Source organism: Streptomyces toxytricini (assembly GCF_014649915.1).
Classification (GTDB): Bacteria; Actinomycetota; Actinomycetes; order Streptomycetales; family Streptomycetaceae; genus Streptomyces; species Streptomyces toxytricini.
This window is the reverse complement of sequence record NZ_BMTY01000009.1, coordinates 26,740-53,162: the sequence shown is the minus strand read 5'-3', so window position 1 is coordinate 53,162 and position 26,423 is coordinate 26,740. Positions and strand designations below refer to the sequence as shown.

Annotated in this window: 23 protein-coding genes; 9 read left to right on the top strand and 14 right to left on the bottom strand. The window is 74.8% G+C overall.

Features of this window, described 5'->3' with window-relative positions; translation table 11 throughout:
• Positions 1 to 12 precede the first annotated feature (12 nt).
• Complete coding sequence (locus IE170_RS13085) at positions 13 to 405, top strand: Zn-ribbon domain-containing OB-fold protein (RefSeq protein ID WP_223856284.1); 393 nt, start codon at positions 13 to 15, stop codon at positions 403 to 405.
• A gap of 21 nt (positions 406 to 426) precedes the next feature.
• Here IE170_RS13085 and IE170_RS13080 read toward each other — a convergent pair whose 3' ends face one another.
• Entirely contained in the window at positions 427 to 1,122 is a 696-nt protein-coding gene (locus IE170_RS13080; protein ID WP_189809524.1) for a pyridoxine/pyridoxamine 5'-phosphate oxidase, read from the bottom strand.
• A gap of 1,929 nt (positions 1,123 to 3,051) precedes the next feature.
• Positions 3,052 to 4,257 carry a thiolase C-terminal domain-containing protein gene (locus IE170_RS13075; RefSeq protein ID WP_223856714.1) on the bottom strand — a complete coding sequence of 402 codons (1,206 nt, stop codon included), beginning with the start codon at positions 4,255 to 4,257 and terminating at the stop codon, positions 3,052 to 3,054.
• Between the two features lie 122 nt (positions 4,258 to 4,379).
• Here IE170_RS13075 and IE170_RS13070 point away from each other — a divergent pair, with 122 nt between their 5' ends.
• Complete coding sequence (locus tag IE170_RS13070) at positions 4,380 to 5,645, top strand: acyl-CoA dehydrogenase family protein (protein WP_189809684.1); 1,266 nt, start codon at positions 4,380 to 4,382, stop codon at positions 5,643 to 5,645.
• On the top strand, positions 5,645 to 6,118 hold the full coding sequence (locus tag IE170_RS13065) for a nitroreductase family deazaflavin-dependent oxidoreductase (protein WP_189809522.1): 474 nt from the start codon (positions 5,645 to 5,647) through the stop codon (positions 6,116 to 6,118). Before IE170_RS13070 ends, IE170_RS13065 begins: the two co-directional genes overlap by 1 nt.
• 36 nt (positions 6,119 to 6,154) lie before the next feature.
• On the opposite strand, the gene IE170_RS13060 is transcribed toward IE170_RS13065, so the two are convergent.
• Positions 6,155 to 6,802, bottom strand: coding sequence for a TetR family transcriptional regulator (locus IE170_RS13060; RefSeq protein WP_114057969.1), 648 nt, complete (start codon positions 6,800 to 6,802; stop codon positions 6,155 to 6,157).
• Positions 6,803 to 7,163: 361 nt separating this feature from the next.
• Here IE170_RS13060 and IE170_RS13055 point away from each other — a divergent pair, with 361 nt between their 5' ends.
• The 3 genes from IE170_RS13055 to IE170_RS13045 all read left to right on the top strand — a co-directional run bounded on the left by IE170_RS13055 (position 7,164) and on the right by IE170_RS13045 (position 11,135).
• Complete coding sequence (locus IE170_RS13055; RefSeq protein WP_189809521.1) at positions 7,164 to 7,973, top strand: VOC family protein; 810 nt, start codon at positions 7,164 to 7,166, stop codon at positions 7,971 to 7,973.
• A gap of 196 nt (positions 7,974 to 8,169) precedes the next feature.
• The gene (afsK, locus tag IE170_RS13050) at positions 8,170 to 10,572 is read left to right on the top strand and encodes a protein serine/threonine kinase AfsK (protein WP_189809520.1); all 2,403 of its coding nucleotides are present in this window, start codon (positions 8,170 to 8,172) and stop codon (positions 10,570 to 10,572) included.
• Positions 10,573 to 10,640: 68 nt separating this feature from the next.
• Complete coding sequence (locus tag IE170_RS13045; RefSeq protein ID WP_189809519.1) at positions 10,641 to 11,135, top strand: peptidylprolyl isomerase; 495 nt, start codon at positions 10,641 to 10,643, stop codon at positions 11,133 to 11,135.
• 110 nt (positions 11,136 to 11,245) lie between these two features.
• Here the strand turns inward: IE170_RS13045 and IE170_RS13040 are convergent, their stop codons facing one another.
• The 7 genes from IE170_RS13040 to IE170_RS13010 all read right to left on the bottom strand — a co-directional run bounded on the left by IE170_RS13040 (position 11,246) and on the right by IE170_RS13010 (position 16,855).
• Positions 11,246 to 11,761 (bottom strand): hypothetical protein, encoded by a 516-nt coding sequence (locus IE170_RS13040; RefSeq protein WP_189809518.1) that lies wholly within the window; start codon positions 11,759 to 11,761, stop codon positions 11,246 to 11,248.
• Positions 11,762 to 11,763: 2 nt separating this feature from the next.
• A complete protein-coding gene (locus tag IE170_RS13035) occupies positions 11,764 to 12,285 on the bottom strand; it encodes a DcrB/PsbP domain-containing protein (RefSeq protein ID WP_189809517.1) in 522 nt (173 codons plus the stop codon).
• A gap of 38 nt (positions 12,286 to 12,323) precedes the next feature.
• Positions 12,324 to 13,688, bottom strand: coding sequence for a hypothetical protein (locus IE170_RS13030; protein ID WP_189809516.1), 1,365 nt, complete (start codon positions 13,686 to 13,688; stop codon positions 12,324 to 12,326).
• A gap of 12 nt (positions 13,689 to 13,700) precedes the next feature.
• Complete coding sequence (locus IE170_RS13025) at positions 13,701 to 14,204, bottom strand: hypothetical protein (protein ID WP_223856715.1); 504 nt, start codon at positions 14,202 to 14,204, stop codon at positions 13,701 to 13,703.
• Between the two features lie 190 nt (positions 14,205 to 14,394).
• Complete coding sequence (locus IE170_RS13020) at positions 14,395 to 15,171, bottom strand: enoyl-CoA hydratase/isomerase family protein (RefSeq protein WP_189809515.1); 777 nt, start codon at positions 15,169 to 15,171, stop codon at positions 14,395 to 14,397.
• Positions 15,168 to 15,644: a Zn-ribbon domain-containing OB-fold protein gene (locus IE170_RS13015; RefSeq protein WP_229884712.1), complete on the bottom strand. Its 477-nt coding sequence runs from the start codon at positions 15,642 to 15,644 to the stop codon at positions 15,168 to 15,170. The genes IE170_RS13020 and IE170_RS13015 overlap by 4 nt, the downstream gene beginning before the upstream one ends.
• A gap of 59 nt (positions 15,645 to 15,703) precedes the next feature.
• A complete protein-coding gene (locus tag IE170_RS13010; protein WP_189809514.1) occupies positions 15,704 to 16,855 on the bottom strand; it encodes a lipid-transfer protein in 1,152 nt (383 codons plus the stop codon).
• Positions 16,856 to 16,950: 95 nt separating this feature from the next.
• On the opposite strand from IE170_RS13010, the gene IE170_RS13005 reads away from it, so the two are divergent.
• Positions 16,951 to 18,741 (top strand): FadD3 family acyl-CoA ligase, encoded by a 1,791-nt coding sequence (locus tag IE170_RS13005; RefSeq protein ID WP_189809513.1) that lies wholly within the window; start codon positions 16,951 to 16,953, stop codon positions 18,739 to 18,741.
• Here IE170_RS13005 and IE170_RS13000 read toward each other — a convergent pair.
• The 3 genes from IE170_RS13000 to afsR all read right to left on the bottom strand — a co-directional run bounded on the left by IE170_RS13000 (position 18,734) and on the right by afsR (position 23,406).
• A complete protein-coding gene (locus tag IE170_RS13000; RefSeq protein WP_189809512.1) occupies positions 18,734 to 19,495 on the bottom strand; it encodes a class I SAM-dependent methyltransferase in 762 nt (253 codons plus the stop codon). The genes IE170_RS13005 and IE170_RS13000 overlap by 8 nt on opposite strands.
• 367 nt (positions 19,496 to 19,862) lie before the next feature.
• On the bottom strand, positions 19,863 to 20,090 hold the full coding sequence (locus IE170_RS12995; RefSeq protein ID WP_189809511.1) for a hypothetical protein: 228 nt from the start codon (positions 20,088 to 20,090) through the stop codon (positions 19,863 to 19,865).
• Positions 20,091 to 20,283: 193 nt separating this feature from the next.
• Complete coding sequence (afsR, locus tag IE170_RS12990) at positions 20,284 to 23,406, bottom strand: SARP-family global regulator AfsR (protein WP_223856716.1); 3,123 nt, start codon at positions 23,404 to 23,406, stop codon at positions 20,284 to 20,286.
• 133 nt (positions 23,407 to 23,539) lie between these two features.
• Between afsR and IE170_RS12985 the strand changes: the two genes are divergently transcribed.
• A complete protein-coding gene (locus IE170_RS12985; protein WP_189809510.1) occupies positions 23,540 to 24,760 on the top strand; it encodes an amidohydrolase family protein in 1,221 nt (406 codons plus the stop codon).
• Between the two features lie 106 nt (positions 24,761 to 24,866).
• Positions 24,867 to 25,694 carry a trypsin-like serine peptidase gene (locus IE170_RS12980; RefSeq protein WP_229884711.1) on the top strand — a complete coding sequence of 276 codons (828 nt, stop codon included), beginning with the start codon at positions 24,867 to 24,869 and terminating at the stop codon, positions 25,692 to 25,694.
• A gap of 43 nt (positions 25,695 to 25,737) precedes the next feature.
• Here the strand turns inward: IE170_RS12980 and IE170_RS12975 are convergent, their stop codons facing one another.
• Entirely contained in the window at positions 25,738 to 26,124 is a 387-nt protein-coding gene (locus tag IE170_RS12975; protein ID WP_229884710.1) for an NUDIX domain-containing protein, read from the bottom strand.
• Positions 26,125 to 26,423: the final 299 nt, after the last annotated feature.

The window sequence follows — 26,423 nt, the reverse complement described above, 5'->3', positions numbered from 1 at the left end:
GAGCGCCACGACCTGCCCGAACCCGACGACTTCACCCGCCCCTACTGGGACGCCGCCGCCGAAGGCCGGCTCCTGCTGCGCCGCTGCTCCGACTGCGGGCGCGCCCACCACTACCCGCGGGAGTTCTGCCCGTTCTGCTGGGCGGGGGAGGACCGGGTGGCGTGGGAGGCCGCCGACGGCAGCGCCACCCTCTACACCTGGTCCGTCGTCCACCGCAACGACCTGCCGCCGTTCGGGCGGCAGGTCCCTTACACGGCCGCCGTCGTCGACCTCGCGGAGGGGCCGCGCATGATGACGCGGGTCGTCGACTGCGCCCCGGGCGGCCTCCGCGTCGGGATGCCGCTCACCGTCACGTTCCTGCAGACCGCGCCGGCCGTGTGGGTGCCGGTCTTCCGCCCCCGCTGACGGGCCGGGGCCCCTCCGGCGTCACGGCCAGAGGAGCTCCCGGGTCCAGGCGGTCGCGTCGGGGGAGTCGCGGCGGTAGCGCAGGCGTACGTGGCGGCGGGCGGCGTCGCCCTGGAAGAACTCCACCTCGACGGGCTCCAGGACGTACGCCGTCCAGGTCGGCGCGACCGCATCCGGCTCGGCGGCGGCCCGCTCCCAGGCCGCGGCCGACGCGGCCGCCAGCTCGCCCGCGGACCCGAGCACCTCGGACTGCAGCCCCGTCAGCGCGGCGGCGAGCGCGCCCCGCGAGCGGACCGCGAGGTCGGCCCGGCTCGCCTCGGGGCCGAGGGCGGCGACCCGACCGCGCACACGCACCTGCCGGGCGACGGCGGGCCAGTAGAACACGAGCGCCGCATCGGGCCGCGCGGCGAGCTGGCGGCCCTTGGCGCTGGACGAGTGCGAGGCGAAGTGCCAGCCCCGCGAGTCGGCGTCGTGCAGCATCAGGATCCGCGCATCGGGCCGCCCCCGGGGGTCGACGGTGGCCAGACTCATGGTGTGCGGCTCGACCTGCCCCGCCTGCACGGCATGCACGAACCACTCCCGAAACAGCACCCCGGGCTCCGCGGGCGCCGTGGCGGCATCGAAGCGGGGCAGGGAGACGTCCCAGACGCGGAGGGAGTGCAGGGCGGCGTGGAAGGGGGACGGGGGCGGGGCGGGGGCATCGGTCTCGCTGGGCATGGGGGACAGGGTAGGGGCGGGGACGTGGGAAGGCCGGGCGGGGTGAGCCGGGCGGGGTAGCCGGGGGTGGGAAGCGGGGCGGCGGTGGGGGAGGGCGGGATACCGGGTGGGCGGCGGCCGGAGGCGGGGCGGCGGTGGGGGAGGGGCGGGTACCCAAAACCGGCGGCCGGAAGCGGGACGGCGGCGGGGGAGGAGCGGGATGCCGGGGGCCGGGAGTGGAGGGGCGTCGGGGGGTTCCCGCCAGTCCCATCGTCCTTCCGGGGCGGGCCGCCCTGTCAAGGGCGCTCCCTGCGGTCGCGTCGCTGCGCGATGGCCCTTGCGGGCCACCCTTGACAGAACGACCCACCCCGGAATGCCGAAAGACTGGCGGGAACCCCCCGAAGAAAGGGTCACAGGGGTACGAATCCCTCCGTCCCCTCGTCAGAGCCGCCCGGCCGGCCATCAAAAGAACAACGACCGCACGAGATCGCTACAGGGGCGACGCCGACAGGCGTCCGCCGACCGCCCGTGGCCGGGCATGAGCCGCCAACGATCGCTCCACACTTCCGGCCGGTGCGCGGCTGCGGACCGGCTGTGGCCGGGCATGAGCCGCCAACGATCGCTCCACACTTCCGGCCGGTGCGCGGCTGCGGACCGGCTGTGGCCGGGCATGAGCCGCCAACGATCGCTCCACACTTCCGGCTGGTGCGCGGCTGCGGAGCGGCTGTGGTGGGGCATCAGCCGCCCAGGACCGTAGCCGGTGCGATGTCGGTAGGCGTCCGCGGAACGGCTGTCGTCGGGCATAAGCCGCCAACGGCGCCGGGCGGGTGCGGTGAGCGGGCGTCCGCGAGCCGTGTGGGGCTGTCCCTGCACGAAAGGACGTCCGGGGCGGCGAATCGCCACACGAGGGGATCGTCGGGGCGTTCCACCCGGCTCGCCCGGCCGACTGCAGTGTCATCCGTGTTGTCTGTGGCCTGGCGCCGTCCCGTGCTCCCCCGAGACCCGCCGAGGGGCGCCACCATCTCCGATGTGCCGCAATGGGCCTTCGATGGGCCGCTTGTGTGCCTGTTCGACGTCTCGGACGTCATTTCCTGCAGTCAGAACCTGTCCGGCACCCGCACGGGACCGGCGGAAGGTCACACCGCCTCCGCCACGGCCGGACGGCAGCCGCCTGCCGACATCGCCTCCCCCCTCTGTGATGACGGTGCCCCAGCCCGGCCACGCGCCGGGCCGCAGACGCGACCGCTTGCCGCGGGCACGTGGCGACTTGTGCGGCTGGCCGCCAGCCGCCGGGCTCCAGACGCGACCACCCGCTCGGCCCTGTGGCGAATTGGGGCGGCTTCGCCCGGCCACAGCCGGTCGGCGGACGCCTGTCGGCGTCACCTCTGTAGCGATCTGGGGCCGCCTGTACCCGGCCGCCGACCGGGCCGCAGACGCGGCCACTTCCGAGCCCATGTAGCGAGCGTGGGCGGCTTATGTCCGGCCACAGCCGGTCGGCGGACGCCAGTCGGCGTCGCCCGTGTAGCGATCTCGGGCGGTCGTTGCTGTTGAGGGGCTCGGCCCGGACAGCTCTGATGCGGGCGGGAAGGGGGTCGTCCCCCTGTGACCCTTTCTTCGGGGGGTTCCCGCCAGTCTTTCGGCATTCCGGGGTGGGTCGTGCTGTCAAGGGTGGCCCGCAAGGGCCATCGCGCAGCGACGCGACCGCAGGGAGCGCCCTTGACAGGGCGGCCCGCCCCGGAAGGACGATGGGACTGGCGGGAACCCCCCGACGCCCCTCCACTCCCGGCCCCCGGCATCCCGCCCAGCCCCCGCTGCCGCCCCGCTTTCGGCCGCGGGTGTTGGGTGTCCGGCTTTCCCGCCGCCGCCCCGCCTCCGGCCGCCGCCCCGGCGCATCCCGCCCTCCCCCGCCGCCGCTCCCCCATCGGCCGCCGCCCCCGGGCATCCCGCCCGTCACCCCCGCCCCAGCACCACCGTTCCCGCGCTGCAGAACCAGCCTCCCGTGCCCGAGGCCACCGCCACCTCCGGCGGGGTGCCGTCGCGGCGGAGCGTCTGGGTCGGGCCGGCCTCGCCGCGGAGTTGGCGGGCCGCTTCCACCAGGAGGAACAGGCCCCGCATGCCCGGGTGGCAGGCCGAGAGGCCGCCGCCGTCGGTGTTGACCGGGAGGTCGCCGTCGCGCAGGAGGCGGCCCTTCGCGGCGAAGGCGCCGCCTTCGCCCTTGGGGCAGAAGCCGAGGTCCTCCAGGGTGACCAGCGTCATGTACGTGAAGGCGTCGTACAGCTCGGCGACGTCGACATCGGAGGGGGTCAGGCCTGCCCGGCCGAAGGCCAGGCGGCCGGAGGCCGCGGCGGGGGACACCGTGAAGTCCTCCCATTCCGACATGGTGGTGTGGGAGACGGCGGTGCCCGCGCCGAGGATCCAGACGGGGCGCTTGGCCGTGTCGGGGACGTAGTCCTCGGCGGCGAGCAGGATCGCGCAGCCTCCGTCGGAGCGGATGCAGCAGTGCAGCTTCGTGAACGGGTCGGCGATCATCTCGCCGGACAGGACGTCCTCGACGGTGATCGGCTCGCGGAACATGGCGTCCGGGTTCGCGGCGGCGTTCGCGCGGGCCTGGACGGCGATCGAGGCGAGCTGTTCGAGGGTGGTGCCGTACTCGTGCATGTGGCGGCGGGCCGCCATCGCGTACTTCGCGATCAGCGTGTGCCCGTACGGCGCCTCGAACTGGAGGGGCCCGCGCGCGCCGAAGGAGAGGTTCGCGGTGCGGCGGCGGGCCCTGATGTCGGCGCGGGCCGTGGAGCCGTACGCGAGCAGGACGGCGTTCGCGTGGCCGGCGGCTATCGCGTCCGCGGCGTGCGCGGCCATGACCTCCCAGGTGGCCCCGCCGACGGAGGTGGAGTCGGTCCAGGCGGGGCGCAGCCCCAGGTACTCGGCGACCTCGACCGGGGCGAGGGTGCCGAGGCCGGCGGAGGCGAAGCCGTCGATGACGGAGCGGTCCAGGCCGGAGTCGGCGAGGGCGCGCCGGGCGGCCTGGGCGTGGAGGGCGTACGGGGTGGGGCCGTCGACGCGGCCGCAGTCGGAGAGGGCTGCGCCGACGATCGCGACGCGTCGGCGGGGGGCGGCGTCGGGGGCGGGTCCGGAGAGGGGTCCAGGTCCAGGCATGGGACGAACGTACATCTGACGTATCGTCAGTTCCAGTGCGTGTCCGCCCCGTCCTCGCTCTGGGCATGTCGCGCCCCCGCCCCTAACATGACGCCCCGTCAGTTACGGGGAGGAGCCCGATGATGGATGCCGCCTTCACCGCGGAGCAGGAGGGGATCCGCCGCACCCTGCGCGAGGTCCTCGGCAGGCGCTGCGGCCCCGACCGGGTCAAGGCCGCCGTGCGCACCGCCGACGGCTACGACCGGGAGCTGTGGGAGCAGCTGTCGCGGGAGATCGGCCTGCCCGGCCTGGCCGTGCCCGAGGAGTACGGGGGCGTGGGCTGCGCCCCCGCGGACCTGGTGCTGGCGTGCGAGGAGACGGGGCGGGCGCTGCTGCCGTCGCCGCTGCTGGCCACCGCCGTGCTGGCCGCGCCGCTGGTCGCGGCGCTCGGCGGTGCGGGGCAGCGTGCGGCGCTGCTGCCGCAGCTGGCCGGCGGCGGGCTGACGGCCGCGCTCGCGGTGCCGGGTCCGGCGCTGTCGGCGGCGCTCGGGCTGACCGGGGACGGCGGTGCGGGGGAGTGGGCCGGCGGCGGCCGGGCCGGCGGGGTCCAGGCGCGCCGGGCGGCGGACGGTGCGTGGCGGCTGTACGGGGAGGCCGCTCAGGTCCTCGACGGGCACAGCGCGGACCTGCTGCTGGTCCCCGCGCATGCGGGGGGCTTCGCGCGGAGCCGGGTCCTGCTGTTCGTGGTGCGGGCGGGCGCCCCCGGCCTCGTGCGGGCACGGCAGACGGCCCTGGACGAGACCCGCCCGCAGGCCCTGGTGCAGCTGCGGGACGTCGAGGCGGAGTGGCTCGGCGAGGGCGATCCGTTCGACGGCGGCGGACCCGGCGGACCCGGCGGGCCGGTCTGCGGGGCGCTCGCCGCCGTGGGGCGCACGGCGGCGGCCGTGCTGGCCGCGGAGGCGGCCGGGGCGGCCGGGCGGGCGCTGGAGCGGACGGTGGAGTACGTCCGGACCCGGGAGCAGTTCGGGCGGCCGATCGGCTCGTTCCAGGCGGTCAAGCACCGGCTCGCGGACCTGTACGTGCAGGTCCAGGCGGCCCGCTCCGCGGTCTGCTACGCCGCGTGGGACCCGGAGCAGGGCGGCCTGGCCCTCGCCCAGGCGCTGGAGGCGCTGCGGCTCGCCGCGGGGGAGGCGATCCAGCTGCACGGCGGGATCGGCTTCACCTGGGAGCACGACGCGCACCTGTACTTCAAGCGGGCCGCGGCGGACGAGCTGCTGTTCGGGCCGGTGCACCTGCTGCGGGCGCACGCGGCCCGGCGGGCGGGCCTCTTCGAGGCGCCCGCCGCCGCCCCCGCCACCGCATCCCCCGTTCCGGCATCCCCCGCCCCGACCCGGAAGGCGGCCGTCTGATGGCCCTCGGCACCGCGCTCATGCAGAAGGCTTCCTCGACGAGGCTGTTCGCCAAGGTGGCCCCGCACGTCATCCCCGCCGTGGACAAGGCGGTGCACCGGCTGACGGGCGGCAGGGTGATCCTCAGCGCCCGCATGCTGCCCGGGGTGATCCTCACCTCGACGGGCGCACGGACGGGCCGGCCCCGCGCCACGCCGCTGGCGTGCATGCCGCTGGAGTCCGGCTCCGGCTGGATCCTGATCGGCTCGAACTTCGGCCGGCCGGGGCATCCGGCGTGGACCGCAAACCTGATGAAGAACCCTGACGCGCAGGTGAGTTGGAAGGGTCGGGACATCGCCGTACGGGCGCGGCTGCTGCAGGGCGCGGAGCGCGCCGAGGCGTGGCGGGCCGTGCTGCGGTTCTGGCCGCCGTACGCGACGTACCAGGCGCGCATCGAGCGGGAGATCCGGCTGTTCCGCCTGGAGCGCCGCTGATCGGTATGGCCGGCGGGCCGGGTGCGCGGCCCGCCGCTACTTCGTCGGCTTCTTGCCGGTGATGCCCAGGTGGACGAGGAGGGCGAGGTTCGGCTTGAGCTCGGCCTGCTTGACGCCCCAGGTCTGGAAGCCCTTCTGGTGCGAGGCGACGGCCGCCAGCATGGCGACCAGGGAGCCGGCCATCGCAGCCGGGTTGACGTCCTTGTCGACCCTGCCCTTGGCCTGGAGTTCCTTCACCGACTCCGTGAGGGAGTTGGTGACGGAGTTCAGGATCTTCATGCGGATCTTGTAGAAGCGCTTGTCGCCCTCGGCCGCGCCGAGGTCGACGACGCGCAGGATGGCGTCGTTGCGCCGCCAGAAGTCCAGGAACCCGTCGACGAGCTCCTCCGCGGCCTGCCAGCCGGCCTTGCCGACCCAGGTGCGGCCCTCGACGAGCGAGGTCAACTGCGCGCCTTCGGCGGCCATGTGGTCGGCGATCTCCAGGACGGCGCCCTCGACGTCCGGGAAGTACTGGTAGAAGGTCGCGGGGGAGGTGCCGGCCTTGCGCGCGACGTCGATCACCTTGACATCGCGGTACGGCGAGGAGCTGAGCATCTCGCCGAGGCAGTCGAGCAGCTTCTGCCGCGTCGCCTGACCGCGCCGGCCGGCAACGCGGCCGTCGACGGTGCGTACTTGTCCTGTCATGCCGTCAGCTTACCGAGGGGGTGTCCGAGCGCGATTCGGCCGCCTGCAAATGGGGTTACCGGCCGCCCGGCCTGGGGGAAGGCCCCTCCGGGGTGGTCCGGGCGGCGAATTTCGGCCGCCCCGCGGCCCCCGCGCCGCCCGTCCTGCGGCCCCCGGTGCGGCCCGCACCGCAGTCCGCCCCGAGGCCTCCGGCCGACCCCGACCGCTTCCTCCCCTTACCACCCGATTAGTCTTGTCAACAGGCTGTGGACAAGGCTTCGGGCGGACCATGGCCCCGAGAGGACACCGCACCGCCGGCAGCTGCGCGGGCGTGGGAGCGTACGGAGGGTACACACCCCCGCACAACGGAAGGAAACGGGCCATGGCCGCATTCGCGGAGGGCACCCCCTGCTGGGTGGATGCCTCGCTTCCGGACGTCGAGGCGGGCAAGCGCTTCTACGGCGAGCTCTTCGGCTGGACCTTCAGCTCCGGCTCCCGCGAGTACGGCGGCTACACCCAGGCCTACAGCCAGGGCCGCAACGTCGCCGCGCTCGCCCCCAAGCCCGACGGCCGCATGCCCACCGTCTGGGGGATCTACCTCGCCACCGCCGACGCCTACGCCTGCGCCGCCCGCATCCGCGCCCACGGCGGCCAGATGGTCATGGACCCCCAGCCCGTCGGCCCGTACGGCACCGCCGCCCTGGCCGCCGACCCCGGCGGCGCCGTCTTCGGCCTGTGGCAGCCCGGCACCCACGACGGCTTCGAGGCGCACGGCGAGCCCTTCACGTACTGCTGGGCCGAGCTGTACACCCGCGCCCGCGACGCCGTCGACGTCTTCTACGCCAACGTCTTCGGCTACGTCCCCGAGGACCAGGACGACGACGGCTCCGGCGTCGAGTACCGCCTGTGGTCGCCGCCCGGCGGCCCGCCCGGCGCCGAGACGGCCGTCCTGGGCCGCAGCCTGATCACCGACGCCTTCCCGGAGATCATGCCGGCGCACTTCCTCGCCTACTTCGCCGTCCCCGACTGCGACCGGTCCGTCGAGACCGTCAAACGGCTCGGCGGCCGGGTCACCGCCGAGCCCTTCGACACCCCGTACGGGCGGATCGCCGTCGTCGCCGACAACCAGGGCGCCGTCTTCGCCCTGCTCTCCGAGAACGTCGACCGCACGCCCGCACAACCCCCCGCATAACCCCCTCCCGAACGACCCGCACCCACCCGGCCCCGACTGTGGCGACACGGCCTGGGCGCGGGCCTGACAGAATCGGGGTTGCACGACCACCGGCGGCGCCCGGAGTGAGACGCTGCACGGGGCCGACCGCCGTGCCGGCGTGCGTGCAGGTGTGAACGGGCCAGGCCAGGCCCGTACGGGGAGGTGTGGGAGGCGAGTGGTGGAGCAGCTGACGCAGCACGACCCGAGACGGATCGGCCCCTTCGAGGTGCTGGGACGTCTCGGCGCCGGCGGCATGGGGCTGGTCTATCTCGCCCGGTCGGCGTCCGGACGCCGCGTGGCGATCAAGACGGTGCGCACCGAGCTGGCCGAGGACCAGCTCTTCCGGGTGCGCTTCACCCGGGAGGTGGAGGCGGCCCGCGCCGTCTCCGGCTTCTACACCGCGGCCGTGGTCGACGCCGACCCGCGGGCCGCCGTGCCGTGGCTGGCGACCGCGTACGTCCCGGCGCCCTCCCTGGAGGAGATCGTCAACGAGTGCGGGCCGATGCCCGCGCAGGCCGTGCGGTGGCTGGCCGCCGGCATCGCCGAGGCCCTCCAGTCGATCCACGGGGCGGGCCTCGTCCACCGCGACCTGAAGCCGTCGAACGTGCTCGTCGTCGAGGACGGCCCCCGCGTGATCGACTTCGGTATCGCGAGCGGCGTGTCCAACACCCGTCTGACCATGACGAACGTCGCCGTCGGCACCCCCGCCTACATGTCGCCCGAGCAGGCGAAGGACTCCCGCAGCGTCAAGGGCGCCAGCGACGTGTTCTCGCTCGGCTCCACCCTCGTCTTCGCCGCGACCGGCCACCCGCCCTACCACGGGGCGAACCCCGTGGAGACGGTGTTCATGCTGCTGCGCGACGAGCCCAACCTGGAGGGGCTGCCCGACGAGCTGCGCCCGCTGATCGAGTCCTGCATGCAGATGGAGGCCTCCCAGCGCCCCACCCCCGCCGACCTGCAGGCCCAGCTCGCCCCGCACCTCTTCGGCGGCGGCGACGACAGCGGCACCGCCTCCGCGTGGCTGCCCGGGCGGGCCGTCGCCCTCATCGAGTCCCGCCGGGCCGGGCAGCGCACCTCCGCCCTCCCCGCGGCACCCGGTCCCCGCGCGGGCGACGGCGGCCCCGCGAGCCGCCGCGAGCCCCGCGGCACCGCCGACCCGTGGGTGGACCCGCGGACCGGCCAGCCGGTCCCGCAGCGGCCCCACCACCCGCCGCGCCCCGCGGCCGCGCCCGCGCTGTCGGGGGAGCCGGTCCGCCTCGGCGGCTCGCCCGTGCCGATCGGGCCCGGCCCGTTCGCGTCGGCGGCCTCGCCCGCCGCGCAGGCCGGCGCCGCCGACGCGGCGACCGGCTGGATCCGCCCGCCCGGCGCGACCGGCTCCGCCGCGGCGCCCGCAGGCGCCTCCGCGGCCGTCCCCGCCGTCCCCCACCCGGGCCCCGCGCCCGACAGCGGCCGCTGGCGGCCCTGGCGGTTCCGCATGTCGAACGAGGTGTGGGGCACCCCCACCGTCGCCGGCGACCTGCTGTACGTGACCTCCTTCGAGGTCCACGCGCTGGACGTGGCCACCGGCCGCCGCCAGTTCAAGACCCGCGACGTCGCCTGGGCCATGGCCGTCTCCGACGGCCGCATCCACGCCTCCGACGGCCCCTCCCTGTACGCCCTCGACGCCACCGACGGCTCGGAGCGGTGGCGGCTGTCCGCCGACGCCTGGGTGTACGCGCTGCGCGCCGACCGGGGCACCGTCGTCACCGCCACCCGCGGCGGCGGCGTCCAGGGCTGGGAGGCGTCGAACGGCCAGAAGCTGTGGGAGCTGACCGGCGCGCAGAGCGACTTCGAGACGCCCGAGGCGGCGCCCGTCCTCCACGACGGCACCGTCTACGTCTGGCAGGACGCCCGGCTGCGCGCCCTGGACGCCCGCTCCGGCCGGGAGTCCTGGTCGTACCCGGTCGGCGACGCCGCGGCCTGCGGGAACGTCCCCGTACGGGTCACCCCGGCCCCCGACGGGAACGTGTACATCAGCGCCGGCACCCGCGTGCTGTCCGTGGACCGGGCCTCCGGCCGGGTCCGCTGGCACTTCGAGGCGCCGGCCGTGTTCCTCGCGCCGCCCGCGTTCGCGCCGGGCGCGGCCGTCACCGGCGGCGGCGTGTACCTGGCCGACTACCTGGGCACCGTGTACGCCCTCGACGCCGCCACCGGCAAGGACCGCTGGCGGATCGCCACCGAGCCGCGGACCTCCGCGGACCCGGTCCTCGTGGCCGGCGGCAACGTCCACTTGGGCGCGGGCAGCGCCCTCTACACCCTCGACGCGGTCACCGGCACCCCGAAGTGGCGGTTCGCCGCGGGCGGCGAGATCACGGGCCCGCCGGCCGTCGCGGACGGCCGCGTCCACTTCGGGTCGGCGGACCACTGCCTGTACACCCTGGACGCGGCGGGTGGCCAGCTCCGCTGGAAGCTGGCCACCGGCGGGGAGATCGCGGGCGCCCCGGTCGCCGAGGGCGGCGTGGTGTACGCGTGCAGCAAGGACCGCTGCGTGTACGCCCTGGACGCGGCGAAGGGGACGGGCACCCGCACGGCCGGGTGAGCGCGGGCGGGGCCGTGTACCGGCCCCGCCGAGTCGCGCACGGCACCGGGAGTGACAGGATGGGCCCCATGAGCAACGTCTACTTCGACATCACCATCGACGGCCAGCCCGCCGGCCGCATCGTCTTCAACCTGTTCGACGAGGTCGTCCCGAAGACCGCGAAGAACTTCCGCGAGCTCGCGACCGGCGAGCACGGCTTCGGTTACGCGGGCTCGCCGTTCCACCGCGTCATCCCGCAGTTCATGCTGCAGGGCGGCGACTTCACCAACCAGAACGGCACCGGCGGCAAGAGCATCTACGGCGAGAAGTTCGCGGACGAGAACTTCGACCTGAAGCACGACCGCCCGTACCTGCTGTCGATGGCGAACGCCGGCCGCAACACCAACGGCTCGCAGTTCTTCATCACCACCGTGGTCACCCCGTGGCTCGACGGCAAGCACGTCGTCTTCGGCGAGGTCGTCGAGGGCCAGGACGTCGTGGACCAGATCGAGAAGCTGGGCACCCCGTCGGGCGCCACCCGCGCCAAGGTCGAGGTCGCCGCTTCGGGCACCGTCGAGGCCTGAGCCCTCCCGTTTCCCGGCCGCGCCCGGCACGGCCGCCAGGCCCCGCCCCGAGGGGGCACGGCCGCCAGGCCCCGCCCCCTCGGGGCGGGGCCTCCGCCGTGTCGTGGCCGTCACAGCCGGCCGAACAGCACTCCGCGCCAGGTCCAGCCCGCGCCGAGGACCGCCTTCTGCAGCGGCGCCTTCAGGTCCGACGTGGCGAAGCTGAACGTCTCCGTGGCCTCCGTACGGCCCCCCTTGCCGCGGCCGATGGTCCACTGCTTCGACACCGTCGTCACCTGGCCCCGGGCGTACTCGCCCGACGTCCTCAGCTGCGGCGTGCCGCCGATCCACGTGACCTCCCACTGCCGGTCGGCGCTCCGCACCTCGTGCCCGTCCGGGTCGATCCGCATCCGGATCTGCACCTGCCGCTCCAACTGGTGGCGCTGGAAGAAGCCGTGCCAGGCGGGCTCCCGCACCCGCCACTCCGCCACCAGGTCGGCGTCCTCCCCGGGGAGGGCGTTGCGCACCGTGTAGGGCGCGCCCTGCCCGCCCAGCGCGAGCAGCGCGGCCCGGACCTCCGCGGCCGGCTCGGGCGGGATGCCGCCGTCGGGGTGCCGGGTGCCGGTCAGCCTGTCCTTGAAGCCCATGGCTACGCCCCGCCCGCGGTGTCCGTGCCGGGGGTCCCGGGGTCCGGTGCGACCGAGCGCAGGAACTCCTGGAAGTCCGCCCGCACGGCGTCCTCCTGGGCGGCGGTGACGGTCAGGATGAGCCGGATCACCACGCGCTTGTGCGGGTCGGCCGCGTCCTGCATGGCGAGGTAGACCTGGGACTGGACGAGCTCGCGCGGCACGCCGCCCACCACGGCGGTGAGCGTCAGCCTCTGCGCGAGGCCGGGGGAGTCCTCGGAGCCGAGGGGGCGGCGGCCGGCGACCTGGACGGCCCCGACGGACCGGCGGAGCCGTTCCACCGAACCGTCGGCGATGTCGGTGAGGGTCTCCTCCTCGGCGGACCAGAAGTCGCCGTCGATGGTGATGTTGGCGGTGAATCCGGCGTCGGGTTCCGGGTGCAGGGCGACGAACGCCGCGTCCGGGGCGCCGACCTCGTCCGGGGGGGCGGGCCGCCAGCCCTCCGGCAGGACGAACTGGATGGGAATCGGCAGTGTCGTGGGCATGTTGTCTCACGCCCTCCTTCCGTCTGCGGGACAGTGCATCAGTCGAACCACCCGACGACGCCGTCCTTGATGTCGCCGGCCGTGTCGCCCACCCAGTCGGCGGCGTCACCGGCGGACTTTTTGAACTTGTCCGTGTCGACGGTGAACTCGGCTCCCACCGAACCGCCGATGCCGAGGGCGACACCCACCTTGCCGCCGACGTGCCACTTGCCGTCGTCGCCCTTGCCGAGGGTCACCTTGGCCTCCGCGCCCGCACCGGCCCAGCCTTCGGCCGTGGCGCCGGCGCCGATGCCGGCGAGCTCGCCGCCTCCGGCGACGCTTTGCTTGCCGCCGGCGAAGGCCTTGGCACCGGCGCTGACGCCTTCCCAGCCCGCGGAGCCGCTGAGCGCGGCCTCGCCGCCGGCGAACCCCTCAGTGCGCCCGTACAGGCCGCCCCAGTGGCTGTAGTCGGCGCGTCCCTCGAGCAGGGTCCTCACGCCCGCGGAGATCTCGGCCTTGCCCGCGAGGCCCTCGTGGGTGAAGCCGTAGTTCGCGCTGGCCCTGGCCCCCACGGTGATGTCGTCGATGCCGGAGAGCGAGAGGTCCCCGTTCTGGTACTTGCCCTCCGCGGTCATCTTGAAGAGGTCGGCGTACGCCTTCGCCGACCCCTCCTTGCCGTACTTCTGGCCGGTGACCGCGGTGCCCGCGCTCGGGCCGGTGATCTTCAGCCCGCCTTCGGACTTCGGCCCGTTCTTGGCGTCCTCCGCCTCCTTGGCGGCCCGGTCCCGCGCGGCCTTCTCGTCCTTCAGGGCCTGGTCGAGGTCGCCGGTGGCGCCGGCGTTGAAGCCGGCGAGGGACATGTCGGCGCCCTGGCCGAGGGCGTCCTTGTTGCTGTCGGTGACGGCGGTTTCGAGGACGGCCTTGACGTTGTGGTCGAGCTCGGTGACGGCCTTCACCCGGTCGTCGATGTGCTTCTGCCACTTGCCGACGGCCTCGCCGATGGCCTTCTGGCCGTCGGGGTCGTGGTGGTAGGCGCTGCGCTCGCCCGGGGTGAGCTTCGCCCAGTCGAAGGCGACGTGCCCCTGATCGGAGACGGTCATGCCGGCGGCTATCGCGTCGTCACGGGCGCTCACGAGCTTGTTCTTCAGGTCGGTGAACTTCTCCTGGGCGTCCCGCAGCAGGCCCGCGATCGCCTTCGCCTGCACCTGCGCCGCCGCGTACTCGTAGCGGGTCGCCGCGAAGCCCTTCTCGGCGCTCACGGCGCTGCGCCCGGCCCAGCCGTCCGTCGTGGTGATCTTCTGGACGGTTTCGCCGTAGCGGGTCTCGACCTTCTTCAGCTCGCCCGCCATCGACTCCCACTTGCCGGCGGCGGTGCCGAGCAGCCCGAAGTCGGTGCTCATGACCTCGTGGTAGTTCAGTGCCACAGCTCAGATCTCCTAAAGGCCGTTCAGACCCGACTTGCCGGCCAGGAAGTCGTTGCGAAGTCCGATGTCGTTGCGGGTGAAAAGACCCGAAGCGCCGCGAAGGGCGCCCTTCTCCGCTTCGAGCCGGGCGATGAGGTTCTTCACCTGCTGGTCCCAGGTCTCCGCGACCTTCTTCAGGCCGGCGGCGGTCTCCCAGCCGTCGAAGCCCTTCTGTGCGGCGGCGGTCGATTCGTCGGCGTCGTCGGCGGCCTTCTTCGTGTTCGGCTGGAGCTCGGTCTCGATCGTGTTCGCGGCGGCCTTCTTCTCGGCCGGGGTCGAGGCGAAGTCCTGCCCTCCGGGCGCCTGCAGCAGGGGCGGCGGCGGGTTCGTGCCCGTTGCCAGCAGCGGCGGACGGGCCGTGCCGGGCTGCGGCTGCTGCAGCAGCGGTGGCGGTGGTGCGGTGACACCGGGGGCCAGCGGCCCCTCGCCGTTCAGCCGCATGCTCACCTGCTGCTCCGGATGAAGTTCATCTGCCATGTCTGCGCTCCCCGTTGGCTGGCGCTGATCATATGCATGGCAAGTGCGAACCGGCCAAGCAGTCCTGCTCCGGGAAGGGGGCGGCGAGGCGCCCGAGGTCCGGCACACCGGGGCCCGGAGGCGGGCGGACGAGCGGACGTATGCCGCCCGAGCTGCGACTTTTCGCCAGCCGCCGGTTGGCCGGTACTCGTCACCGCACGCGCGGCTCCGGCGTCGTACGACGACTCGCGAACAGAACCGCCTGCCGGTCCGACGGCAGGTTGCCCAGTGCGATCAGCGCCGGGGCCTGCGCCAGCGCCTGCTGCAGCACGGCCTGCTTCGCCGACCACAACGCCCGTACGGTGCCCTGCACGGCCTGGGTCGGGAAACCGGCCAGCGTCCGCGCCGCCCGCAGGGCCGCCCCGGCCAGCTCGGCGGGCGCGGCCAGTTCCGAGACCAGGCCGATCTCGTACGCCCTCCGCGCCGACAGCCGCTCCGCCGTCCCCGTCAGCGCCAGCCGCGCGGCTTCCCCGAACGGCATCCGCTGCGCCATGTACACGGCTTCGTACGCGCTGACCATGCCGTAGGAGGTGTGCGGGTCGAAGAACTCCGCCGTGTCGGCGGCGATCAGGAACTCGGACTCGCCCAGCAGGTAGAACGCCCCGCCGCAGGCCATGCCGTTGACGGCGGCGACGACCGGCTTCCACAGGTCGCACGCCTTCGGGCCGACCGACAGCAGCGGGTCGTCCACCGAGTACGGCGATCCCGGCTGGGGGACGTCGGCGTTCCGGTCGAGGCCCGTGCAGAACGCGGCGCTGCCCGCCCCGGTGAGCACCACGGCCCGCACCCCGTCGTCGTGGCGGAGCTCCCGCCACAGCGCGGTCAGTGCGGCGGCGGTCGGCAGGTCGATCGCGTTGTGCCGGTGCGGCCGGTCCAGGGTGACGACGGCGACCCCTGCGGCCGCGTCCCGCTCCACCCGCAGCGTCACGGCTTCTCCGGCACCCAGCGCGGCACGGTGACGCCGCCGCAGTCGGCGAAGACGGCCCGGACCCGGGCGCCGATGCGGACGGCGGCCTGGTCGGCCGAGCCGAGCGGAGCCTCCGCCGAGGCGACGAGGTTGCCCACGAGCCGGATGCCGGGGGCGTCGGCGAGCTCGACGAGGACGACGGTGTAGGGGGCGTGGGCGGCGTACGCGGGCAGCAGCGGCGGGTGCGGGCGCACGTACGACCAGATCCGGCCCCGGCCGGATACGGGCTGCCAGTGGGAGGCGAACGAGCGGCAGTGCGGGCAGCACGGGCGCGGCGGGAAGCGCAGCCGGCCGCAGGCGGTGCAGGCCTGTACGCGGAGCTCGCCGCGGGCGGCGTACTCCCAGAACGGGGCGCCGTCCTCGTCGGGGACGGGCGCCAGCAAGGCGTCGGCGGGGGTGGTGGGCGGGGTGGCGGAGGGGGTGGTGGCGGTCACGGTGGTCTCGCTCCTCTCGTCGGCCGGGCCGGGTCGGGTCGGGTCGGGTCGCCCGGCCGTCAGGCGCGCAGCAGGATCGCGGACGTGGGGACTCCCTCGCCCGCGGTCACCAGGCAGGTCCGGGCGTCCGGCACCTGGGCGGTGGAGGTGCCGCGAAGCTGTTTGACGCCCTCGGTGATCAGGTTGAAGCCGTGCACGTACGCCTCGGACAGGCCGCCGCCGCCCGTGTTGATCGGGAGCCGGCCGCCCGTCTCCAGTGCGCCGCCCTCGGTGAAGGCGCCGCCCTCGCCGCGCCCGCAGAAGCCGTAGCCCTCCAGGGAGAGGGGGACGAGCGGGGTGAAGGCGTCGTAGATCTGGGCGACGTCGACGTCCTGCGGGCCGAAGTCGGCCCGCTTCCACAGGTGGCGGGCGGCGGTCCAGGCGGGGCCGGACAGCGGGTCGTCGTTCCAGTAGTTGACCATGCCGTGGTGCTGCGAGGGCAGGCCCTGCGCGGCGGCGTGGACGTGGACGGGCCGGTGGCGGCAGTCGCGGGCGCGGGCGGCGGAGACGACGACGCAGGCGAGGGCGCCGTCGGTCTCCAGGCAGTTGTCGAAGAGGCACAGCGGCTCGCTGATCATGCGGGAGGTCATGTACATCTCGCGGGTCAGCGGCCGCTCGTACATGATCGCGGCGGGGTTCTCGTTGGCCCGGTTGCGGCAGGCCATGGCCACGTTGAACAGGTGGTCGCGGGTGGCGCCGTACTCGTGCATGTAGCGGCGGGCCAGCATGGCGATCTCGTCCGCGGGGCGCAGCAGCCCGAAGGGGCGCGTCCACTGGCCGGGCGTGGGGAGTTGGACGGCCGTGTTCGTCCACGGGCGGGGGCCGGAGCCGCGCTTGCGGGAGCGCCAGGCGACACCGACGCTCGCCTGGCCGGTGGCGATGGCGGCGGCGAGGTGGCCGACGGTGGCGCAGGAGCCGCCGCCGCCGTAGCCGACCTTGGAGAAGAAGGTGGCGTCGCCGGCGCCGATGGCCTTGGCGACCTCGACCTCGTCGGTCTCCTCCATGGTGTAGGAGGCGAACGCGTCGACCTCGCCGGGCGCGATGCCGGCGTCGTCGAGGGCGGCGAGGATCGCCCGGCAGGCCAGCTCCTTCTCGGACTGGGGGAGGTGTCTGGCGAAGGGCGTCTGGCCGATGCCGACGATCGCCGTAGCGTCCTTGAGGGTTGCCGCCATCGCCGCCTCCGGGGGACGTCGCCAGTGCTGACAGCCGCGAAGGGTACAGCTAATCTGACGAACAGTCAGCTACGGGTGTGGCGGGGAGGCGGCAGATGGACCGGCGCGCAGACAGCACCGACCGCGGGCACACGCACGGCAGCGGGGCGCACGGCGGCGACACGGCGTGCGACGGCACGGCACACGGCGGCGGTACGGGAGCCCCCGCTCCGGCCGGATCCCCTGCCCCCGCCGACGAAGGCGTCCGCGGCGACCTCCGCTGGGGCACCGTCGCCGGGCTGGTCCGCGACGCCGCCGCCCGCCACGCCGACCGCGAGGCCGTCGCCGACGGCCGCACCCGCCTCACCTACCGCGCCCTCGGCGAACGCGTCGAGCGCGCCGCGGCCGCCGCCATCGCCGCCGGGATCCGGCCCGGCGACCGCGTCGCCGTCTGGGCGCCCAACACCCCCGACTGGATCACCTGCGCCCTCGGCGCCGTCAGCGCGGGCGCCGTCCTCGTCCCCCTGAACACCCGCTTCAAGGGCGCCGAGGCCGCATACGTCCTCGACCGCAGCCGGGCCAGGCTCCTCTTCGTCACCGGCACCTTCCTCGGCACCTCCTACGTGGCCTCCCTGCGCCGCGCCGCCGCAGAACGCCACGACCCCGCCCACCCGCGGGCGGCGGCCCCCGGCCGCGGCCCGCTGCCCGGGCTCCCGCACCTCGAACAGGTCGTCGTACTCGCCGACGACGCCCCGCAGGACTTCCGCACCTGGAAGGACTTCCTCGCCGCCGGCGACACCGTCCCCGCCGCCGAGGTCCGCCGCCGCGCCGACGCCATCCGCCCCGAAGCCCCCTCCGACATCGTCTTCACCTCCGGCACCACCGGAAGCCCGAAGGGCGCCGTCACCACCCACGCCCAGTCCCTGCGCTGCTACGAGCTGTGGAGCGAGCTCGCCGGACTCCGCGCCGGCGACCGCTACCTGATCGTCAACCCGTTCTTCCACACCTTCGGCTACAAGGCCGGCATCCTCGCCTGCCTCATGCGCGGCGCCACCATGGTCCCCCAGCCCGTCTCCGACACCGGCACCGTCCTCGCCAACATCGCCGCCGAACGGATCTCCGTCCTCCCCGGCCCGCCCACCCTCCACCAGTCCCTCCTCGACCACCCCCACCGCGACCGGCACGACCTGTCCGCCCTGCGCCTCGTCGTCACCGGAGCGGCCGTCGTCCCCCTCCGCCTCGTCGAACGGCTCCGCGGCGAACTCCGCATCGCCACCGTCCTCACCGCCTACGGGCTCTCCGAGGCCGCCGGCCTCGTCACCATGTGCCGCCGCGGCGACCCCGACGACGTCGTCGCCACCACCTCCGGGCGCGCCGTCCCCGGAACCGAGGTCCGCATCGCCGGCCCCGACGGCCGCCCCCTGCCGGCGGGCCGGCCCGGCGAGGTCCTCGTCCGCGGCCACCAGGTCATGCGGGGCTACTTCGAGGACCCCGAGGAGACCGCCCGCGCCCTCACCCCCGACGGCTGGCTGCGCACCGGAGACGTCGGCGTCCTCGACGACGCCGGGAACCTGCGCATCACCGACCGCATCAAGGACATGTTCATCGTCGGCGGCTTCAACGCCTACCCCGCCGAGATCGAGCAGCTCCTCGGCCTCCACCCCGACGTCGCGGACGTCGCCGTCGTCGGCGTCCCCGACCCGCGCCTCGGCGAGGTCGGCAAGGCGTACGCGGTCCGCCGGCCCGGCTCGACGCTCACCGCCGACGACCTGATCGCCTGGTCGCGCCGCGAGATGGCCAACTACAAGGTGCCGCGGACCGTGGAGTTCGTCGCCGAACTCCCGCGCAACGCGAGCGGCAAGGTCCTCAAAAACGCCCTGCGCACGGCCCGCCGCCCCGTCACCTGAGCCGACCGGCCGGCACAGGCGTCCGGACCGGCTTGCGGGCCAGGACCAGGCGCCAGCGGGGGCTGCCGTCCGGGCGCCGTCCGAAGTGCTCCAGCGGCAGCGTCTCCACCTCGAACCCGGCCGCTGCCAGGTCCCGGCGCACCCCGCCCCACGGGAACGTCCGGTAGTACATGACGAACGGCGGCCGCCACACCGCGTTCCGTACCCGCATCACCGCGTCGAAGCCGGCCGCCGCCCACCACAGCGGCGAGGACGGCGGCAGCGGCGCCCCGATCGGGAAGGCGAACACCCCGCCGGGGCGCAGCGTCCCGTACACGCCGGAAAAAAGGGCGGGCCGTTCGGCGGGCAGGAAGTGCCCGAACGCGCCGAAGCTGACGGCCAGGTCGTAGCCGTCGGACAGGTCGGCCGGCAGGGCGCGGGCGTCGGCGCGGACGAAATCGACGCGGTCGGCGCCGCCGTGGGTGCGCTCCGCCTCGGCGAGCATGCCCGCGCTGAGGTCGACGCCGGTGACGCGGCCCCGGCAGAGCCGCGTCAGCATGCCGAGCGCCGCTCCGGTGCCGCAGCAGACGTCGAGGCCGTCCCCGAAGGAGCCCTCCGACGCGGCGAGGGCCTCCTCGACGGCGTCGAGGATGCGGTCCGGGGTACGGAAGGGGGTGTGGTCGAACTTCGGCGCGAGGAGGTCGTAGCCCCGCTCGACCGAGGAGAAGGCCTGGACGGCGAGCTCGCGCAGGCTCGGACCCTGTGAGGTGAACACGCCCCCACCCTAAACAGGCCCGGCGGCCGTACGCGCACGCGCGGCGGCCGCGGTGGCTCCCCCTCCGGGCCACCGCGGCCGCCGTCACCGGCCGGACCGGCCGGCCGTGCGGTGGTGCGGTCGTACGTGGTGCGGTGGTGCTCCCCCGTGTCGTGCCCCCCGTGTCGTGCTCCCCCGTGTGGTGCCCCCCCGTGTCGTGCTCCCCCCGTGTCGTGCTCCCCGCGGGGACCCCGTGTCCCCCGTGGTCCCCGCGAGGCCTTGCTCCCCCGTGTTCCCCCGTGCCCCCCCCGGGCCGGGGAGCCCGACGTCCCCCGTCGGCTCCCGCGGCCCGTGCGCCCCCCGTATCCCCCGTGGGACGCCGTGCGGCTTACGGGCGAGGGGTGGACGCGTGGTTGTCCAGCGTCACGATGTCCTCGTCCGCAGCCGGCTTGTCGACCGGCTTGATGGCGATGCCGGAAGCGTGGTTGTCCATCGGTGTGATGTCGGTGTCCGTCGCGGCGGTCCCCTCGACGGGCTTGATCCCGATGCCCGACGCGTGGTTGTCGAGCGGGATGATGTCGCTCTCGTTCGGCAGGACGTTCTCGTTCGTCGTCATCGGATCTCCTGATGGATTGCTGGGCCCGTTCGGCGATTCCCCCGCGGACCGCCGAACGGGCGGTCCAGCAGGACTCCCGCGCCCCCCGACGCGGTGAGTCGATGCATCCATGGTGTCGGACGGCGATAAACGAACGATGAATGCCTCCGGTACGGCCCCGGGCCCCACGCGGCCCCCGGCCCCGGCCGCACGGTCAGGCGGCGATCTCCGACGCCAGCAGGGCCCGCACCTCGGCCAGTTCCGGCGACCGGAGCCCCGCGAACACGGCCTCGGCGTCCCGCCAGCAGGCCCGGGCCCGGTCCCGCTGCCCCAGCCCGTGCAGGGCCTTGCCGAGCACCGTCAGGACGGTCGCCCGGCGCCATTCGCCGCCGATCCCGCGCAGCGCGATGGCCTGCTCGGCGTGGGCGGCGGCCTGCGTCGGACGGCGGGCCGCCAGGTGCGCCTCCGCGAGCCGGAAGTGCGTCACGCCCTCCCACAGCGGCTGGCGGTTGTCGTGGAAGAGGGCGAGCGCCTCGGTGAGCTGCGTCAGCGCCTCGGAGAGCCGGCCGGCCTGGGTGAGGGCGATGCCGAGGGCGTACCGGCCGTTGGCCAGGCGCAGGGTCAGGCCCATCCGGTCGTATATGGCGATGCCCTGCCGGGCGAGGTCGATGGCGCTGGCGAGGCGGCCCAGCTCGACGTGGATGCGGGAGAGGTTGCACAGGGCGCTGGCCTCGCCGATGTGGTTGGCGTCGGCGCGGAAGTTCTCGATGGCCTCCAGCAGGTACCGCTCGCCGTCGGCGTGGCGGCCCTGGTAGAGGGCGATGATGCCGCGGTCGTTGGGCGCCCAGCAGCTGGGCAGGGGGTCGCCGGCCTCGCGGGCCAGGACCATCGCCTGCCGGGCCTCGTCGTCGGCCTCCGCGAACCGGCCGGCGACCAGGTGGACGTTGGTGAGCGCGGTGCGGGCCCGGCCTTCGGCGTGCGGGTCCTTCGCGGCGCGCGCCGCGTCGCGCAGGGCGACGGCGGCGGACTCGTACTGCTTGGAGTTGGCGCCGGATTCGGTGAGGTCCTTGGCCGCCCACAGCAGGTCGACGGCCCGGCGCAGGACGTCGGCGCGGCCGGTGGTGCGCAGGGAGGACTGGCGTACGCAGGCAAGCAGCGGGTCGGCTTCGGCGTACAGCCAGTCCAGGGCGGCGCGCGGCTCGGTGAAGGCCAGGCCGGGGTGGGCGGTGGCGGCGAGGTGGGCGGGCAGCCGGTCGCCGGGCCGCTCGACGGCGTACACGGCGGAGGCGGTCGCCAGGTAGAAGTCCAGCAGCCGGTCCAGGGCGGCGTCCCGCTCGGCGGCGGGCTGCTCGTCGCGTTCGGCGCAGGCACGCGCGTAGAGGCGTACGAGGTCGTGGAAGCGGTAGCGGCCGGGAGCCGCGGATTCCAGCAGGGAGCAGTCGACTAAAGCCTCCAGCAGGTCCTCGGTGTCGTGCTCGGGCAGGTCGAGGGCGGCGGCGGCCGCGGCCAGGGAGATGTCGGGGCCGTCGGCGAGGCCGAGGAGGCGGAAGGCGCGCTGCTGGGCGGGCTCCAGCTGCCCGTAGCCGAGCTCGAAGGTGGCCTTGACGGCGAGGTCGCCGGCCTGGAGCTCGTCGAGGCGGCGGCGCTCGTCGGCGAGCTTCGCGGCGAGCACGGACACCGTCCACGTGCGGCGGGCGGCGAGGCGGGAGGCGGCGATCCGGATGGCGAGCGGCAGGAAGCCGCAGGCGCCGACGACGTCGAGGGCGGCCTGCCGTTCCGCGCCGACCCGCTCGGCGCCGACGATCCGGGTGAACAGCTGGAGGGCCTCCTCGGGGCTCATCACGTCCAGGTCGACGAGATGGGCCCCGGCGAGGCCCGCCATGCGGACCCGGCTGGTGACGAGGGCGGCGCAGCCCGCGGTGCCCGGCAGCAGCGGCCGGACCTGAGCCGCGTCGCGGGCGTTGTCGAGGAGGACGAGGACGCGGCGGCCGTCGAGGGCGGAGCGGTAGAGCGCGGCCCGCTCGTCCGCGGTGTCCGGGATGGCCGTGTCGGGGGTGCCCAGCGCCCGCAGGAACGAGCCGAGGACGGCGACGGGCTCGGCCGGGCGGGGCTCGGTGCCCTGGAGGTCGACGTACAGCTGCCCGTCGGGGAAGTGCGGGCGGGCGGCGTGCGCGACGTGCACGGCGAGGGTGGTCTTGCCTACGCCGCCGATCCCGGCGAGCGCGGAGACGGCCATGACCTGCCCGTCGGCGGCGGAGAGGATCTCGCGGAGCTCGGAGACGAAGGTCGTGCGCCCGGTGAAGTCGGGGACGGTCGCGGGCAGCTGGGCGGGCCGTACGTGGACGGGGGCCGCGGCGGTCGGCGGGGCCTCGGCGCGGGCGAGTTCGGCGTCGGCCCGCAGGATGCGCTGCTGGAGGTCGGACAGCTCGGGGCGGGGGTCGACGCCGAGTTCGTCGGCGAGAAGCCGGCGGGTGTCGGCGTAGACGGCGAGGGCCTCGGCCTGGCGGCCGCTGCGGTAGAGGGCGAGCATCAGCAGCTCGCGCAGGCGCTCGCGCAGGGGGTGGGCGGCGGTGAGGGCGGTGAGCTCGGAGACGGCCTCGGCGTGGTGGCCGACCTCCAGGTCGAGGTCGAGGCGGGCCTCCAGCAGCTGGAGCTGCCATTCGGCGAGGCGGGTGCGCTCGGTCTCGGCGTGCGGGCCGGGGACGCCGGCGAGGGGTTCGCCGTCCCACAGGTCGAGGGCCCGGGAGAGCAGGGTGCGGGCGCGGTCGCGGTCGCCGGCGGCGCGGGCCCGTTCGGCGTCGGCGGCGAGGCCGCGGGCGACGGCGAGGTCGAGGGTGCCGGGCGGGGTGTGGACGGCGTAGCCGCCGGACTCGGTGACGAGGGTGCCCGGTTCGAGGATCTTGCGCAGCCGGGAGGCGTAGGTGCGGATGGTGGCGAGGGCCTGCTGGGGCGGGTCGTCGCCCCAGATCGCGTCGATCAGCTCGCGGGCGGTGGCGGTGCGGCCGTCGCGGAGCAGGAGGACCGCGAGGAGGGCGCGCTGCTGCGGGGTGCCGGAGGGGAGGGCCTCGCCGTCGCGCCAGGCGCGGATCGGGCCGAGGACGGCGAAGCGGGACCCGGCACCGGCGTCCGCGGGCGGTGCGGCGGGCGGGGCCGCGGGGGCGGGCCGGGCGGCGGGCGCGACGGAGGGGCCGGGCGGCGCGGTTTCGGGCGCGGCGGGGCGCGCCTCCGGGGCGGGCGCGGCGGCTTTCGGCCCGGAGGCGGTCCGGGCGGCCCCGGGGGTGCGCCGGGCTGCCTCGGGGTGGTTCCGCTGCTGCGGGATGGCCGGTATGCCGTCCATCGGTCGTCCTCCCCTGCCTTCCGTCGGTGTAAGGGCCAGTCTGCCCTGTCTTGCACGTACCCGTCAGCCCGTGTCGGGCCGATCACCCCCCAAGTAGCTGACGGTGCGTCAGATCGGCGCTACGGTGGGCCCCATGGAGACCTTCCCGAGGATCATTTCGGTGGACGACCACACGGTCGAACCCCCTCGCGTCTGGCAGGACCGGCTCCCGTCCCGGTACCGCGACACCGGCCCCCGCATCGTCCGCGCCCCCCTGAAGGAGATGACCTTCCTCGGCGGGAGGTTCGCCCCGGTCATGGGCGCCCCCGGCGACGACGGCCCCCTCGGCGACTGGTGGGTCTACGAGGACCTCCACCGCCCACTCACCCGCCTCGACACCGCCGTCGGCTTCGACCGCGACGAGATCCGGCTGGAGGTCATCACCTACGAGCAGATGCGCCCCGGCTCGCACTCCGTCCCCGAGCGCCTCGCCGACATGGACGCCAACCACGTCCAGTCCGCCCTCTGCTTCCCCACCTTCCCCCGCTTCTGCGGCCAGACCTTCACCGAGGCCCGCGACCGCGACCTCGGCCTCCTCTGCGTCCGCGCCTACAACGACTGGATGGTGGAGGAGTGGTGCGGCCCCGACGCCCGCGGCCGGCTCATCCCCCTCACCCTCGTCCCCCTCTGGGACGCCGCCCTCGCCGCCGCCGAGGTCCGCCGCAACGCCGCCCGCGGCGTCCGCGCCGTCGCCTTCTCCGAGATACCCCCGCACCTCGGCCTGCCCTCGATCCACACCGACGCCTGGGACCCCTTCCTCGACGCGTGCGACGAGACCGGCACCGTCATCGCCATGCACATCGGCTCCTCCTCCCGCATGCCCTCCACCTCCGCCGACGCCCCGCCCGCCGTCGGCTCCACCATCACCTACGCCAACTGCTGCTTCTCCATGGTCGACTGGCTGATGAGCGGCAAGTTCGAACGCTTCCCGCACCTGCGGATCATGTACGCCGAAGGACAGATCGGCTGGATCCCGTACATCCTCGAACGCGCCGACACCGTCTGGCAGGAGAACCGCGGCTGGGGCGGCGTCGCCGACAAGGTGCTGCGCCCGCCGTCCGAACTGTTCGCCGAGCACGTGTACGGCTGCTTCTTCGACGACGCCTTCGGCCTGCGCAACCTCGACGCCATCGGCGTCGGCAACGTCCTCTACGAGACCGACTACCCGCACTCCGACTCCACCTGGCCCAAGTCCCGCGAAGTCGGCGAGGCCCAGATGGGCCACCTCGACACCGGCACCGTCGAACGCATCGTCCGCGGCAACGCCATCGACCTCCTCGGCCTCACCCCCGAAGGCCTCTGGCCGGGCCGCTGACACGGCGCGGCGCACCCGACCCGGCGGCCCCGCCCGACCGCCCCTTGCGACGGGCACCCACCCCCAGGCATGCTTCGCCAGAGCAAAGCTGAAGGGGTGGGCAGCGGTGGACAAGCGGAACCTGGTGACCGGCGTGTTGTGCGCCCTGGCGGCAATCGGCGCGTCAGCGGCCATGACGAAGGTCGTGCCCGACCCGGCCGGCAGCCCCCCGCCGCGCGCCGCCGCCGCCCCCTCCGCCGAGCCCACCACCAGCTCCACTTCGCTCCCGCAATCCGCGAAGCAACCACAACTCGCGGCCCCTGGCACCCCCGCGCCCGGCACCCCGGCGGCCTTCACCGGAGCCCTGTTCGAGGGCGGTGTGCAGGGCAGCCACTTCTGCACCGCCACCGTGGTGCAGAGCCCCGGCAGGAACCTCATCGTCACCGCCGGCCACTGCCTCCTCGCCGGCAAGCCCACCGGCCAGGGCGCCGTCTTCGCACCCGCGTACGCCAACGGCGCCACCCCGTACGGCGCCTGGAAGATCGAGGAGGTCTACGAGGACCCCCGCTGGGACGAGGGCGCCGACGACGACTACGACCTCGCCTTCGTACGCCTCGCCCCCGACGCCTCCGGCCGCAACATCGAGGACGTCACCGGCGGCGCACCCCTCGACACCACCGGCCGCGCCGGCGAACAGGTCACCGTCACCGGCTACCCGGCCGACCGCAAGGTCCCCCGCACCTGCACCGCCACCGCCGTACGCGAAACCCCGACCCGCCAGCGCTTCGACTGCGCGGACTTCCCGAGCGGCACGAGCGGCAGCGCGTGGATCGCCCGCGACGGCCGCATCATCGGCATCCTCACGGGCGGCGACACGGACGACGTCTCCACCAGCACGGTCCTCGGCGACTACGCGGCAACCCTGTACGCCAAGGCGACCGCGAAGGGCAGCTGAGGCGGCCGCGGGCGCCCCCGCAGCCGCGCCGGCGGTCGGCGGCTCAGCCCACCAGCCCCAGGTGCACCGGCTCGACCGCCCCCCGGGCCAGCAGCTCCGCCAGCCGCGGCGGCCACGACGGCTCCCCGAGCCCGGCCAGCGCATCGGGCGACAGCCACCGCCAGTGCGCCCGCGGATCCTCCGGCACGGGCTCACGCCGCGGCCCGGAGGTCACGTAGATGTGCTCGTACTGGCGGACGCGGATGCCCTGGTGGGTGAAATCGTGCTCCCAGGTGCACAACAGCCGCTGGGGCCGGAGATCGGTCCACCCGGTCTCCTCCCACAACTCCCGCCGCACACACTCCTCGGGGGTCTCCCCCGGATCGATCCCCCCACCGGGCGGCAACCAGTGGATCCCGACCTCGACGTTGTTCTCCCGAAACAGGAACACGGCCCCCTCGGGATCCAAAACGACAATGCGCGCTGCGTGCCTGGGAGTTCTCATCAGCCCAGCGTACGACGGGGTCGGGGGAGCGGAAGAGGGCCCGGAAGGCGACAGAAGCGCCGGCGAGGAAACGGACGGCAGCCACGGCGGTCGGCGCCGGAAGGGCGCCGGCGGGGAGGGCCGGACGGGAGCCGACGACTCCCGGCCGGAGGGGCGCCGGGCGGGTCAGGGAAGACGGCAGCCAGGGGCCGCGGCGCCGAGGAGGCGGCGGCGGGTCGGCGGCAAGGGGAGCCCACGAATCGGTG